We start from the raw sequence: 13,057 nt of genomic DNA, 5'->3' as shown, positions 1-13,057 counted from the left end.
ATGAATTTATGATTGGGGGACTTCTTTTCCCCCTGGTCATTTTTCTCTATATAATGAGGTTAAAAAATGAATGCTATATACTCATTCTCATCATTTCCTGGTAGGCTTCCACAACCTTATTCCGAACCTCTAATGTAGCCTGCATGGTAACACTGGCTTTTTGTGAAGCTATCATCACCGAATGAAGCTCAACATTCTCCCCATTAACCAATTTGGTTGTAAGATCATCAGATGCCACTTGTGCTTCGTTAACTTTATTCATTGATTCTTTTAATACCGACGCAAAATCTTGCTGCGATTCGTATGGTGTATTAGTATTGTTTTGCTCTTTTTTCAGAACATTACTTGCATTGTTCACTGCTGAAAGAGAAATCCCCTCCATATCAACAATCCCCTTTCAAACTTTCATTTCCCGATTTCCAAAGCTTTCATCATCATTCCCTTTGATGCATTTAATACTGTCACATTTGCTTCGTATGAGCGTGTGACACTCATTAAATCAACCATTTCCCGAAGTGGGTCGACATTTGGCATTTCAACATAACCATCTTCATTGGAATCAGGATGTTCAGGATTGTAATCCAGTTCAAAAGGTGTTTTATCTTTTACTATTCCAGTCACCTTCACTCCATTCCCTACCTCGCTCGTTTTTCCTGATGCTGCGTTTAAGAAACTTGAAAAACCGTTTTCCTTACTTTGCAGCACAACCGATTTTCTTGTATATGGCTTCCATGTTTTTGATTCGGCGTCATATACCGCCCTGGTAGTATCGGCATTAGCCATATTAGCTGAGATTACGTCCATCCTTACCCTTTGACTCGTCAGGCTAGATCCGGTCATGTTTATACTTTGGAAGATTCCCATCACTTACCTCCTCTAATTACATTCTGCAATGATTGAAACTTACCTGAAAGCCTGTCGGTTACTGCATTATAATAAATCTGGTTGGCAGCAAGATCAGTCATTTCCTTATCAACGTCCACGCTATTGCCATTATTGTTATATCGGACATTTTTCTGCGTCACGATGTTAGAAGCATTACTCCCCTCTGATTTGAAGGTGAAATGTCGTTCATCGGTACGATATGACTCCAGGGAAGATTCCAGTTCTCCCTTAAAGGATTGTGTTTTGTCGACTTCTTTAGCTTTATAATTAGGCGTATCCGAATTGGCTATGTTCTGTGAAATGACTTTTTGTTTGGCATTAGAATAATCAAGGGCATTTTCAAGCGATTGAAAAGTATTCGAAAATAATTCCACATCGATCACCTCTTTCTATAATTAACAAATAATTACTTTATCAATAAATTAACCCAGCGCATTTACGTTTTAATTTTAAAGAAACATTATAACTATGTCCATAAACAATATATAGACTTTAGACCTATTATCGTCGAAAATTGTCACAAATTGCTCAAATTTGTCGTTTTTATTAGTAAAATTACAGGGTTAATATGACGTTATATTACATTTTATTATGATATTCTACATATTAACCAAATTTTACTTCTATTAGCTTATATATCATATCGAAAAACAAATCTATATACCTGATACTTTAGAACTAATTTTCGATTTTACTTTAAATTATTTTTTTCATTTTAGTTGATTTAACCCTTTTAAATAAAGGGTTCTTAAGAAAAATAAATGATTACTTCATTTTTTCTTTTTTTGAAAAAAAGCGGTTTTTTTAACGTACCGATCCATTCGACAAAATTCCCAACTGACTGTACCCCGTTATCCATAGTATTTTTAAAATCTAAAAGTACATCATCATTCATTTCCATCATATCGACAGTTATAATAATATAATTACCCTTTCAAGAAATATTCAACTATCTTTACTACTTTTAATAGAAAACATGCCTATATTCACATTTCCATTTAATCCTTATTACCTTTTTTCCTTTCTACACCTGCCATTCACCTGCGTTTGCCTGTTAGTCCCAGAACAGCAACAGATCCAAATATCACAAAAAAAGGCAGCCCTTTTTAAGGACTGCCTTTTTAGTATGTTAATTATTTTTAAGCTTCTCTAATTCAAGTAGGAATTTATCGTTCAATACTTTGATATAAGTACCTTTCATTCCAAGAGAGCGTGATTCAATGACTCCTGCACTTTCCAGTTTCCTTAGTGCATTTACGATAACGGAACGCGTGATGCCGACACGGTCTGCAATTTTGGATGCTACAAGCAGACCTTCATTACCTTTAAGCTCCTCAAAGATGTGCTCAATTGCTTCCAATTCGCTGTAAGATAACGAGGATATCGCCATTTGAACGACAGCTTTACTACGAGCTTCTTCTTCTATCTCTTCTGATTTTTCACGCAGGATTTCCATGCCGACTACAGTCGCACCATATTCAGCCAAAATTAAATCATCATCGTGAAATTTTTCTTGTAATCGGGCAAGTACTAATGTTCCTAAACGCTCTCCACCACCCATAATCGGTACGATCGTTGTTAATCCAGTTGCGAAAAGCTCTTTATTTTCGACTGGGAAAGCAGTATATTCGCTTTCGATATCAAGGTTCGAAGAGGTTTCAGGAATATTGAAAAGGTTTTTTGTGTACTCTTCAGGGAATTGTTTATCTTCCAACATTTTGTACATGCGTTCGTTTTCAATTTGCTGGCTCACCGCTATGCCAAGTAATTTCCCGCGGCGGCTGACGACGAATACATTCGCTTCGATAACTTCACTTAAACTTTCAGCCATTTCCTTGAAGTTAACTGCTTTACCAGCTGCTTTTTGGAGCATTGCATTGATTTTTCTTGTTTTTGCTAATAAGTTCATTTGATTTGTTCCTCCTAAAAATACCATGGTTCACAATAACTATGAAGTTGTATTTCCGTAATTTTATGTTCATTGCGTAGGCAAATCATTGCCAAATTGTTTCTTAATTAAAGGATAAACTGGCTTAAATCTTTGTTCCGGGCGATAGAACCAAGCTTACCTTCGACATATTGGGGGGTAATTGTAATCTTCTCCATCGTTATTTCCGGAGCTTCAAACGATAAGTCTTCAAGCAACCGTTCCAAAATGGTATGAAGTCTTCTTGCACCAATATTGTCAGTGTTTTGATTTACTTCGAAGGCCACTTCAGCTATCTTACGAACAGCATCGTCAGAAAATTCAATTTCTATACCTTCAGTTTCTAATAAAGCGACATATTGTTTTAACAAGGCGTTATCCGGTTCATGAAGAATCCGTACAAAGTCGTCTACAGTCAGTTTGTTCAATTCAACACGAATCGGGAATCTCCCTTGTAATTCAGGGATAAGGTCGGATGGCTTAGCCATATGAAAGGCCCCTGCAGCAATAAATAGGACATGATCCGTTTTAACTGACCCATATTTAGTCACTACTGTCGAACCTTCAACAATTGGCAGGATATCCCTTTGGACACCCTCTCTTGATACATCCGCTGATGAACTTCCAGATTGCTTACTTGCAATTTTGTCTATTTCATCAATAAAGATAATCCCATTTTGCTCAGCCCCGTATACTGCATCGGAAGTGACCTCATCCATATCAATCAATTTTGCCGCTTCTTCATTTGTTAAAACGGTTCTCGCTTCACTTACTTTCAATTTGCGCTTCTTGCTTTTTTTCGGCATCAAGCTTCCTAAAGCGTCCTGCATGTTCATCCCCATTTGTTCCATTCCCGAACCTTGGAGCATATCAAACATCGAAGCAGCCTGTTCTTCCACTTCGACCGTTATCATTTCACTTTCCAACTCACCATTAGCCAGCTTTTCAGCGACGATTTTTCTTTTTTCCTGCAAACTTAAATCTTCGGAATTTTCTTCCGGGTCCTGTTCGTCTTGATTGTTATTGCCTCCAAAAAAGACTTCAAGAGGATTCTTGAAATTACTCTGTTTTTTAGTGGATGGCACTAATAGCTCTATTAAACGGCGATTTGCATTTTCTTCTGCCCGTTCCTTTACACTGGCCATCTTTTCTTCCTTCACGAGGCGGACGGAAGTCTCCACCAAGTCACGGACCATGGACTCTACATCCCGGCCGACATACCCGACTTCCGTAAATTTCGTTGCTTCAACTTTTACAAAAGGAGCACCTACCAATTTAGCCATTCTCCGAGCTATTTCTGTTTTCCCAACACCTGTCGGTCCAATCATTAATATATTCTTCGGAACGACTTCGTCACGAAGTTGATCCGAGAGAAGGGAACGTCGGTAGCGATTCCGAAGAGCCACTGCCACTGCCCGTTTTGCCTCACGCTGCCCTACGATATACTGATCCAGTTTTTCAACGATTTGCCTCGGTGTTAAATTAGCTTTTTTTGACATTTGCGCTCCTCCTTACAACTCTTCCACGATTATATTCGTATTTGTAAATACACAAATTTCCGCTGCAATTTGTAAAGATGATTGAGCGATTTCCTTTGCCGATAAGTGGTCGCTGGAAAACCGCATTAATGCCCTGCCGGCAGCCAATGCATAATTCCCTCCCGATCCTATGGCGAGAATCCCGTCATCCGGTTCAATTACTTCCCCGGTGCCAGAAACGAGCAGTAAATGGTTCTTATCCATCACGACTAGCATGGCTTCAAGCTTTCTCAATACATTGTCACTTCTCCATTGCTTTGCCATTTCAACGGCAGCGCGCTGAAGATTGCCATTATACTCTTCAAGTTTAGCTTCGAACATCTCAAATAAAGTGAAAGCATCTGCAACGGAACCTGCAAAACCTGCTAGGACATTACCATTAAAGATTTTTCTTACTTTCCTCGCTGTATGCTTCATCACTACTGAATTTCCTAAAGTAACCTGCCCATCACCGGACATGGCACATTCACCTTTATGATGCACTGCAAATATCGTTGTCATAAAGTGTCCCCTTTCAACATTTAAGGCCGCGGATGTGATGCATTGTAGACTTTTTTCAATTGGTCTTTTGTAACATGCGTATACACTTGCGTTGATGAAATTTTTGAATGACCAAGCAATTCCTGAACCGTGCGAATGTCCGCCCCATTATTCAATAGGTGTGTAGCAAACGAATGCCTTAGCATATGGGGATGAAGACTTCCATCTGCGGCTGACTTTTTAATCAATTCATTCAATATATAGCGAACTCCCCTAGGTGTCAGAGGGTCTCCACGAAAATTAACAAATAAATAAACATGCGCCTTGGCGTCAGACGAAGTCAATTCCATCCTGGCTGTACGTATGTATAAATCTATCGCTTCCTGTGCATATCTACCAACCGGAACGTAGCGATCCTTTTTTCCTTTTCCATGGATCAGTACCGTCCCTAAGGAAAGATCGATATCCTGCAGTTTAATATCACAACATTCACTTACGCGAATGCCTGTAGCATACAATAATTCCAGTAAGGCATTGTTCCTTATTCCTATCGGTGAATCTTTCTTTAAAGAAGAAAACAACTGATCCATTTCCTTCTCATAGAGAAAACGTGGCAGTCTTTGATCCTTTTTAGGTAAAGAAGCAAGGGAAAAAGGATTATCCTTCACATCACCTTCACGTAGTAAAAATTTATAAAGGCTCCGCAAACAAGAAGTTTTTCTTGCTACAGTGCGCTTAGAAAGTTTTTTCTCATATAAATTCGTTAAATATAACCGGACATCAAGATATTCAACGGACGTGATGTCCTCAATGCCCTGTTCATTAAGGAACAGAAAAAATTCGTGAATATCACGTTTATAATTTTCAATGGTGTAATGTGAACTGTTCTTTTCAATTTGTAAATATTCGATGAAGGATGATAATGCCTTTTTTTGATTAATCATGGAAACACCTCGCAAAGGCTAATAAATAGTATCATACTTTAAAACAGCAGGCAAATATTTTACAAATTTTTCACAAAGTTCTGAATTGTGTCTAAAGCGCGTTTAGCATGCGTTTCATTCCGCTCTTTTTTGGATTTGATTCTCACTTCAAGGTCTGGAAGCAATCCAAAGTTGGCATTCATCGGCTGGAAGCTCTTACCATTCGTCGAAGTTATGTACCTTGCCATGCTGCCCATCGTCGTCTCTGCAGGGAAAATGATAGGATCCAATCCTTGGACGATCCTTGCAGCATTGATACCTGCAACCAAGCCCGATGCAGCCGATTCTACATATCCTTCGACGCCAGTCATCTGACCGGCAAAGAATAAATCATCCCGATTCTTGAATTGGTACGTAGACTTCAAAACATTAGGTGAGTTTATGAAAGTGTTTCGATGCATAACTCCATAACGGACAATTTCCGCATTTTCCAATCCAGGTATGAGCTGCAATACTTCTTTTTGCGGACCCCATTTCAAATGTGTCTGAAAACCAACAATATTGTAAAGTGTTCCTGCCGCATCATCTTGACGCAATTGAACTACAGCAAAAGGACGTTTTCCCGTTTTTGGATCTTCTAAGCCAACTGGCTTCAATGGACCAAATAACATCGTTTTCTTCCCGCGTGATGCCATTACTTCAATGGGCATGCAGCCTTCGAAAAAGATTTCTTTTTCGAATTCTTTAAGTGGAACTGTTTCAGCAGCAATCAAGGCTTCATAAAAGCGGTCAAACTCTTCTTCCGTCATCGGACAGTTCAGATAAGCTGCTTCACCTTTATCATAGCGGGATTTCAAATATACTTTATCCATGTTGATGCTGTCTTTTTCCAGAATTGGTGCGGCAGCATCATAGAAGTACAAGTATTCTTCATCCATGATTTGCTTTAAGCTGTCAGATAGTGACTGACTTGTAAGCGGACCGGTTGCAATGACGGTAGGACCTTCCGGAATTTCCGTCACTTCTTCATTGATGACCGTTACATTTGGATGATTTTTGACCCTTTCCGTAACAAGACCGGCAAATTCATGACGATCAACAGCTAAAGCGCCGCCAGCCGGTACAGCACAAGCATCTGCTGCGGACATGATGACCGAATCCAGAATACGCATTTCTTCTTTTAATACACCAACTGCATTTGTTAACGTATTTGCCCGAAGTGAATTGGAACAAACAAGTTCAGCGAATTTATCGGTATGATGGGCTGGCGTTTGTTTTACAGGGCGCATTTCATATAGATCGACTTTAATTCCTCTTTTTGCTAACTGCCACGCCGCTTCACTTCCAGCAAGCCCAGCACCGATTACACTTACTTTTGTTTCTTTCATTTTTCGAACCTCCATGTATAGATATGATAAGACAGGATCATTTATCATTAAAACTGCTTTCATAAAAGTTTCATTTTTAACGATATCTATGTATTTATACCCGAAATACTCATTCCTGCTAAAGATAATTTAAAGAATATGCCAGATAGCGGCATTCTTCCTGCAATTCATTTCTTCTAAAAAGGATAGCGGACACAAATAGGAATTATATCTTTAAAAGAATGTACTTGTCCACTGAATTTTACATCACATGGCTTAAATAAAAAAGTTTCAAGCTTTATCCATTTTCTTCTTGGAAGTAAGTCCACATACTATCATGATATCATACTTTCCTGAACATAAAGAAACTCGGCAGATGCCGAGTAAATTTATATTTAGAACAGTAAACGATTTCACCGTCTTTTCTATGCTTGGGGCAATTCTTTGAAATCACAATCCATGCACTGTACCTGGACGCCTTTTTTGAGTTTTTTCTCAACAAGTGTACCTTCACATTTTGGACAACTCCGCGGCAGCGGTTTATCCCAAGATATGAAGTCACATCCAGGATAGGTATCACACCCGTAAAATATGCGGCGTTTTTTACTTTTCCTTTCAATGATGTTTCCTTCTTTACATTTTGGACATTTAACACCGATTTCTTTAACGATTGGCTTTGTGTTACGGCAATCCGGGAAATTACTGCATGCCATGAACTTTCCATAACGCCCCATCTTAAAGACCATCCCATGTCCGCATTCCACGCAATCTTCACCTGCAGGTTCATCTTTGATTTCAATTTTCTCCATCTCGACTTCGGCTTTAGCCAAATGAACTGCAAATTCCTTATAAAATTCATCGATGACCTTTATCCATTCGATACTGCCTTCCTCGACGCTGTCGAATTCCTGTTCCATCTTGGCAGTGAACTCTGCATCAAGAATATCCGGGAAGAATTCGCGTATCAATTCAAGAACGATCTCACCTAGCTCTGTCGGGATGAACCGTTTATTATCCAAGGTAACATAGCCCCGTTTTTGAATCGTATCCAAGGTAGGAGCATATGTAGAAGGACGGCCTATTCCCAGTTCCTCTAGGGTTTTGACAAGACGGGCTTCAGTATATCGGGGCGGAGGCTGTGTGAAATGCTGCTTTGGCTCGATATCTTTTGAAAAGAATTGATCCCCTGTTTTCACATCCGGAAGTGCATTTTCCTTTTCTTCCACCGAGTCATCGGACCCTTCAACATATACCTTCATGAAACCCGGGAATTTAATTTTTGAACCATTTGCCCTGAAGATGACATCCCCGTTATGCAGGTCGATGCTCATCGTATCCATGACCGCCGAAGACATTTGACTAGAAACGAATCGTTCCCAAATCAATTTATAAAGACGGAATTGATCTCTGGATAAGAACTCCTTGACTACACCCGGTTCACGTAATGTGCTTGTTGGCCTGACCGCTTCATGGGCGTCCTGGGCATTGGTCTGTTTTTTCTCTTTGCGCTGTTCAACCTGAACATACTCTTTACCATAATTATTTTGGATGAAGGTATGGACTTCCTCTTTCGCAACATCGGAAATCCGGGTCGAATCGGTTCTCATATAAGTGATTAACCCGACTGTGCCTTCCTTGCCAAGCTCGATTCCTTCATAAAGCTGCTGAGCGAGCATCATGGTTTTCTTTGCACGGAAATTCAATTTACGTGCCGCTTCCTGTTGCAGGGAAGAAGTCGTAAAAGGAGCGGCTGGATTGCGCCTTCTTTCTTTTTTAGCTACAGCTCCTATCGTAAATTCGCCGCCATTTAAAGAAGCCAGCACTTTTTTGACGTCCTCTTCGTTATTCAACTCCTTCTTCTCACCGCCAATGCTGAAGAAGGAACCTTCAAATTGTTCTTTTCCTTTTACAAAATCAGCCTTGATTGTCCAATACTCTTCAGGGATAAAATCTTTGATCTCCTTCTCCCGGTCAATGATCATCCGTACAGCAACCGATTGGACCCGTCCCGCGCTTAAGCCTTTTTTCACCTTTTTCCACAAAAGCGGACTTATATTGTATCCGACCAAACGATCCAATACCCTTCTTGCCTGCTGGGCATCAACCAATTTCATATTTATTGGCCTCGGTGATTTAAATGATTCTTTGATAGCCTCTTTCGTGATCTCATTGAAAACCACGCGGCAATCTGAGTTAACGTCAACATCAAGACTGTGAGCCAAGTGCCAGGCAATGGCTTCCCCTTCCCTGTCGGGGTCAGCCGCGAGATATATTTTTTTCGCTTTTTTTGCAGCGGTTTTCAATTCTTTTAAAACCGGGCCTTTGCCGCGGATAGTTATATATTTAGGTTCATATTCATGTTCAACATCGACACCCATTTGACTTTTAGGCAAATCGCGTACATGCCCCATGGAAGCCTTTACTTTATATTTTTTTCCCAAGTAACGTTCTATTGTTTTCGCCTTTGCCGGCGATTCCACAATCACTAAGTATTCTGACATCCAATAAATCCTCCTCAAAGAGGTAATATAAATCTTCACTATTATTAATCATTCAAAATTCATTTGTCAACACCTCTTTACTTTTCAAAGCAGGCTGATTCATTTATTTATAGGTATTTTGACAAGAGGTGCCATTTGCAAAACTTATAACAGTTTTACAATATTTTCAACCTTTTTGTCTAATAATTCAACCCATCCTTTAAAAAAACCACCTTTTTTTCTTTATTTTCCCTTTTGATTCTCCGTCTATCTTCTATATTATATTGTTCAAAACTCTTCCTCGATCTGCCTGGCACTCAAAACAAGTTTGGCACCATCAGAAATCAATTGATTGGTCCCCAGCGATTCAGGGCTCGTAACATTACCAGGAAGCGCAAACACATCCCTGCCGTGTTCCAAAGCAGCTTGTGCCGTAATAAGGGATCCGCTTCTTTCTTTTGCTTCGACCACGAATACTCCTTGTGATAATCCACTGATGATTCGATTCCGAAGCGGAAACATCCAAGGTTCCGCCCTCATTTCCGGTGGAGTCTCAGATATAAGCAAGCCTTTTTTGATGATTTCTTCAGCAAGGGGTACATTGGATTTTGGATATATTTGCATAAGCCCCCCTCCTAAAATCCCAATCGTATCTCCGCATTCGCTTAATGTGATCTTATGTGACTCTGCATCGATTCCAGCCGCCACTCCACTTATGATCACGAACTTTTTCTTTACAAGCGGTAATAGAATCGTTTTTAAGGCCTCCAGACCATACGAGGTTGGCTTACGTGTTCCAACTACACCTAGCGTATTCTTCCTTGTTAAAAGCCTCTTATCGCCTTTAAAATAAAGAACCCACGGAGGATCGAATATTTGCTTCAGCAAAAAAGGGTATTCATCATCGAAGATCGTCAAACAATGAATTTGACTATCTTTGTATATTTTAAGTTTATCGATGGTATTGAGTGAATGTAAATCTTTGAGAAAGAGGTTGAGCTTATTTGAAGGGATAGGGAGCATTTTTGCCCATTCAGCGTGATTCGTCGTGAACAGGGAAGATAATGACGGGTCATTGGACATGATTATTTGGATTGTTTTCCATCCTGCTCCGCGGCAATGATGGAGATGGATTAACTTTTCTTTTTTATTCAATTGGAAACGCCCCTAATCGGATATTTTTTTAAGTAGGTTAATAGTTATCTACTTGGTGTCTCCCGAGGAAATTGGAGGGGAAAAAAGGCCGACCCAAAAAAGGTCGGCCCAGCTTGAATCAATGTGTTTTACAAGGTTCGTAAATATCCTTTTCTTTCAAGACGGAGATCAATGTTTCACCCATTACGGATGGAGTTTCGGCAACTTTAATTCCACATTCGTTCATAACGCGGATTTTCTCGTCAGCAGTCCCTTTTCCTCCTGAGATAATGGCACCAGCATGACCCATGCGTTTACCGGCTGGAGCCGTACGGCCACCAATGAAACCAACAACTGGCTTAGTCATATTTTCCTTCACCCAGATTGCTGCTTCTTCCTCTGCCGTTCCACCGATTTCCCCGATCATGATTACAGCATGTGTTTCCGGATCTTCGTTGAACGCTTTCAAAACATCAATGAAATCTGTTCCGTTAACCGGATCTCCACCGATACCGACAGCCGAAGATTGCCCAATGCCTGCTTGCGATAATTGGTGAACGGCCTCGTACGTCAAAGTTCCAGAACGTGAAACTACACCTACATGGCCTTTTTTGTGGATATACCCTGGCATGATACCAATCTTACACTCTTCAGGAGTAATGACACCTGGGCAGTTCGGTCCGATCAAGCGAGTTTTTTTGCCTTCCATGTAGCGCTTAACCTTGACCATATCCAAGACAGGAATATGTTCCGTGATACAAATGACAAGATCAAGTTCTGCGTCCACTGCTTCTAGAATTGCATCGGCAGCAAATGGAGCCGGTACATAGATAACAGATGCATTCGCTCCGGTTTCAGTGACAGCTTCGGAAACTGTATTGTATACAGGTACCCCTTCCACTTCTGTTCCACCTTTACCCGGAGTGACTCCTCCAACGATTTTCGTGCCGTATTCCAACATTTGTTTTGTATGAAATAATGCTGTTGCACCAGTGATTCCCTGAACGATCACTTTCGTATCTTTATTAATATAAACGCTCATTATGTTCCCCCCTGCCTATTATCCTACAAGTGATACTATTTTTTGTGCTCCATCTGCCATTGATTCAGCAGACGTAATATTTAAACCTGACTCTTTTAGAATCTTTTTGCCAAGGTCCACATTCGTTCCTTCAAGACGAACAACAAGAGGGACATCCAGGCCAAGCTCTTTAGCAGCAGCCACGACGCCTGTAGCGATGATGTCACATTTCATGATTCCTCCGAAGATATTAACGAAGATGCCTTTAACATTTTGATCGGAAAGGATGATTTTGAAAGCCTCTTTCACTTTTTCCTCAGTGGCGCCGCCACCAACGTCAAGGAAGTTAGCCGGATCTCCCATATAATGTTTAATGATGTCCATCGTCGCCATAGCAAGACCGGCACCATTAACCATGCATCCGATATTTCCGTCAAGCGATATGTAACTAAGGCCATGTTTTGATGCTTCAATCTCTTTCGCATCCTCTTCATCCAAATCACGGTACTCCGCGATGTCTTTATGGCGGTAAATCGCATTATCATCAAAGTTCAATTTAGCATCAAGCGCCATTACATCGCCGTCGCCAGTTACCACTAATGGGTTGATTTCTGCGATTGAGCAATCTTTATCAACGAAAGCTGTATATAAGTTAACCATCAGTTTGGAAGCTTTATTTATAAGTGAAGCCGGAATATTGATATTGAATGCAATCCTCCGTGCCTGGAAACCAGTCAGGCCGACAACCGGATCGATTACTTCTTTGAAAATTTTCTCTGGTGTCTTTTCAGCCACTTCCTCAATTTCCGTTCCGCCTTCTTCAGAAGCCATCAATACGACACTGTCCGTAGCACGGTCAAGGACCAGCCCGATATAATATTCTTTTGTAATGTCGCAGCCTTCTTCGATAAGTAAACGCTTAACTTCCTTGCCTGCAGGACCTGTTTGATGGGTCACCAATGTCTTGCCAAGAATCTCTTCTGCATATGTACGCGCTTCATCAAGATTCTTCGCTACCTTGACTCCGCCGGCTTTCCCGCGGCCACCCGCATGAATTTGAGCTTTGACGACAACAACTTCCGTACCTAACTCCTTCGCTGCTTCCACTGCTTCTTCAACAGTAAAGGCAACCCGGCCATTTGGAACGGATACCCCGTATTGTCGCAATATCTCTTTCCCCTGATACTCATGGATATTCATTTCCCATCCTCCTTATCTACTAAAAAACAACTTTTAAATTTAATGCGTGTTTTCTCTACCATATTACAACAAAATTCTCCTTCGTGCATAATTTTCTTTCAC

The 13,057-nt window shown here is 40.5% G+C and carries 12 protein-coding genes; all 12 read right to left on the bottom strand.

The genetic code is table 11. The features are described 5' to 3' along the window. Positions 1 to 73: 73 nt before the first annotated feature. Positions 74 to 382, bottom strand: coding sequence for a flagellar hook-basal body complex protein FliE (fliE, locus tag ACIROD_RS14900; protein ID WP_101224642.1), 309 nt, complete (start codon positions 380 to 382; stop codon positions 74 to 76). Between the two features lie 23 nt (positions 383 to 405). Beyond that, positions 406 to 864: a flagellar basal body rod protein FlgC gene (gene flgC, locus ACIROD_RS14895; protein ID WP_402941808.1), complete on the bottom strand. Its 459-nt coding sequence runs from the start codon at positions 862 to 864 to the stop codon at positions 406 to 408. Next, positions 864 to 1,259 carry a flagellar basal body rod protein FlgB gene (gene flgB, locus ACIROD_RS14890; protein WP_101224640.1) on the bottom strand — a complete coding sequence of 132 codons (396 nt, stop codon included), beginning with the start codon at positions 1,257 to 1,259 and terminating at the stop codon, positions 864 to 866. Before flgB ends, flgC begins: the two co-directional genes overlap by 1 nt. Positions 1,260 to 2,014: 755 nt before the next feature. Further along, entirely contained in the window at positions 2,015 to 2,794 is a 780-nt protein-coding gene (codY, locus tag ACIROD_RS14885; RefSeq protein ID WP_057278408.1) for a GTP-sensing pleiotropic transcriptional regulator CodY, read from the bottom strand. A 107-nt stretch (positions 2,795 to 2,901) separates the two neighbouring features. Further along, on the bottom strand, positions 2,902 to 4,311 hold the full coding sequence (hslU, locus tag ACIROD_RS14880) for an ATP-dependent protease ATPase subunit HslU (protein ID WP_048684871.1): 1,410 nt from the start codon (positions 4,309 to 4,311) through the stop codon (positions 2,902 to 2,904). A 12-nt stretch (positions 4,312 to 4,323) separates the two neighbouring features. Continuing rightward, positions 4,324 to 4,851 (bottom strand): HslVU peptidase proteolytic subunit, encoded by a 528-nt coding sequence (gene hslV / locus ACIROD_RS14875; protein WP_048684874.1) that lies wholly within the window; start codon positions 4,849 to 4,851, stop codon positions 4,324 to 4,326. Between the two features lie 20 nt (positions 4,852 to 4,871). Beyond that, positions 4,872 to 5,774, bottom strand: coding sequence for a tyrosine recombinase XerC (gene xerC, locus ACIROD_RS14870; RefSeq protein WP_048684877.1), 903 nt, complete (start codon positions 5,772 to 5,774; stop codon positions 4,872 to 4,874). A 59-nt stretch (positions 5,775 to 5,833) separates the two neighbouring features. Further along, entirely contained in the window at positions 5,834 to 7,141 is a 1,308-nt protein-coding gene (trmFO, locus tag ACIROD_RS14865; protein ID WP_402941805.1) for an FADH(2)-oxidizing methylenetetrahydrofolate--tRNA-(uracil(54)-C(5))-methyltransferase TrmFO, read from the bottom strand. A 404-nt stretch (positions 7,142 to 7,545) separates the two neighbouring features. Then, entirely contained in the window at positions 7,546 to 9,621 is a 2,076-nt protein-coding gene (topA, locus tag ACIROD_RS14860; protein ID WP_230177515.1) for a type I DNA topoisomerase, read from the bottom strand. A 267-nt stretch (positions 9,622 to 9,888) separates the two neighbouring features. Next, positions 9,889 to 10,755, bottom strand: coding sequence for a DNA-processing protein DprA (dprA, locus tag ACIROD_RS14855; protein WP_230177517.1), 867 nt, complete (start codon positions 10,753 to 10,755; stop codon positions 9,889 to 9,891). Between the two features lie 118 nt (positions 10,756 to 10,873). Continuing rightward, positions 10,874 to 11,776 carry a succinate--CoA ligase subunit alpha gene (gene sucD / locus ACIROD_RS14850; RefSeq protein ID WP_101224637.1) on the bottom strand — a complete coding sequence of 301 codons (903 nt, stop codon included), beginning with the start codon at positions 11,774 to 11,776 and terminating at the stop codon, positions 10,874 to 10,876. An 18-nt stretch (positions 11,777 to 11,794) separates the two neighbouring features. Next, the gene (sucC, locus tag ACIROD_RS14845) at positions 11,795 to 12,955 is read right to left on the bottom strand and encodes an ADP-forming succinate--CoA ligase subunit beta (protein ID WP_230177519.1); all 1,161 of its coding nucleotides are present in this window, start codon (positions 12,953 to 12,955) and stop codon (positions 11,795 to 11,797) included. Positions 12,956 to 13,057 lie beyond the last annotated feature (102 nt).

The organism is Peribacillus sp. NPDC101481 (genome assembly GCF_044767165.1).
In the GTDB taxonomy this organism is placed as follows: domain Bacteria; phylum Bacillota; class Bacilli; order Bacillales; family DSM-1321; genus Peribacillus.
Note: the sequence above shows the minus strand (reverse complement) of the source record. Positions and strands in the feature narration are given on the sequence as shown.

What these genes read in the sequence shown, in the direction of transcription:
- fliE (WP_101224642.1), bottom strand. Translation starts at nt 382, where the DNA reads ATGGAGGGGATTTCTCTTTCAGCAGTGAACAATGCAAGTAATGTTCTG.
- flgC (WP_402941808.1), bottom strand. Translation starts at nt 864, where the DNA reads ATGGGAATCTTCCAAAGTATAAACATGACCGGATCTAGCCTGACGAGT.
- codY (WP_057278408.1), bottom strand. Translation starts at nt 2,794, where the DNA reads ATGAACTTATTAGCAAAAACAAGAAAAATCAATGCAATGCTCCAAAAA.
- hslU (WP_048684871.1), bottom strand. Translation starts at nt 4,311, where the DNA reads ATGTCAAAAAAAGCTAATTTAACACCGAGGCAAATCGTTGAAAAACTG.
- hslV (WP_048684874.1), bottom strand. Translation starts at nt 4,851, where the DNA reads ATGACAACGATATTTGCAGTGCATCATAAAGGTGAATGTGCCATGTCC.
- xerC (WP_048684877.1), bottom strand. Translation starts at nt 5,774, where the DNA reads ATGATTAATCAAAAAAAGGCATTATCATCCTTCATCGAATATTTACAA.
- trmFO (WP_402941805.1), bottom strand. Translation starts at nt 7,141, where the DNA reads ATGAAAGAAACAAAAGTAAGTGTAATCGGTGCTGGGCTTGCTGGAAGT.
- topA (WP_230177515.1), bottom strand. Translation starts at nt 9,621, where the DNA reads ATGTCAGAATACTTAGTGATTGTGGAATCGCCGGCAAAGGCGAAAACA.
- sucD (WP_101224637.1), bottom strand. Translation starts at nt 11,776, where the DNA reads ATGAGCGTTTATATTAATAAAGATACGAAAGTGATCGTTCAGGGAATC.
- sucC (WP_230177519.1), bottom strand. Translation starts at nt 12,955, where the DNA reads ATGAATATCCATGAGTATCAGGGGAAAGAGATATTGCGACAATACGGG.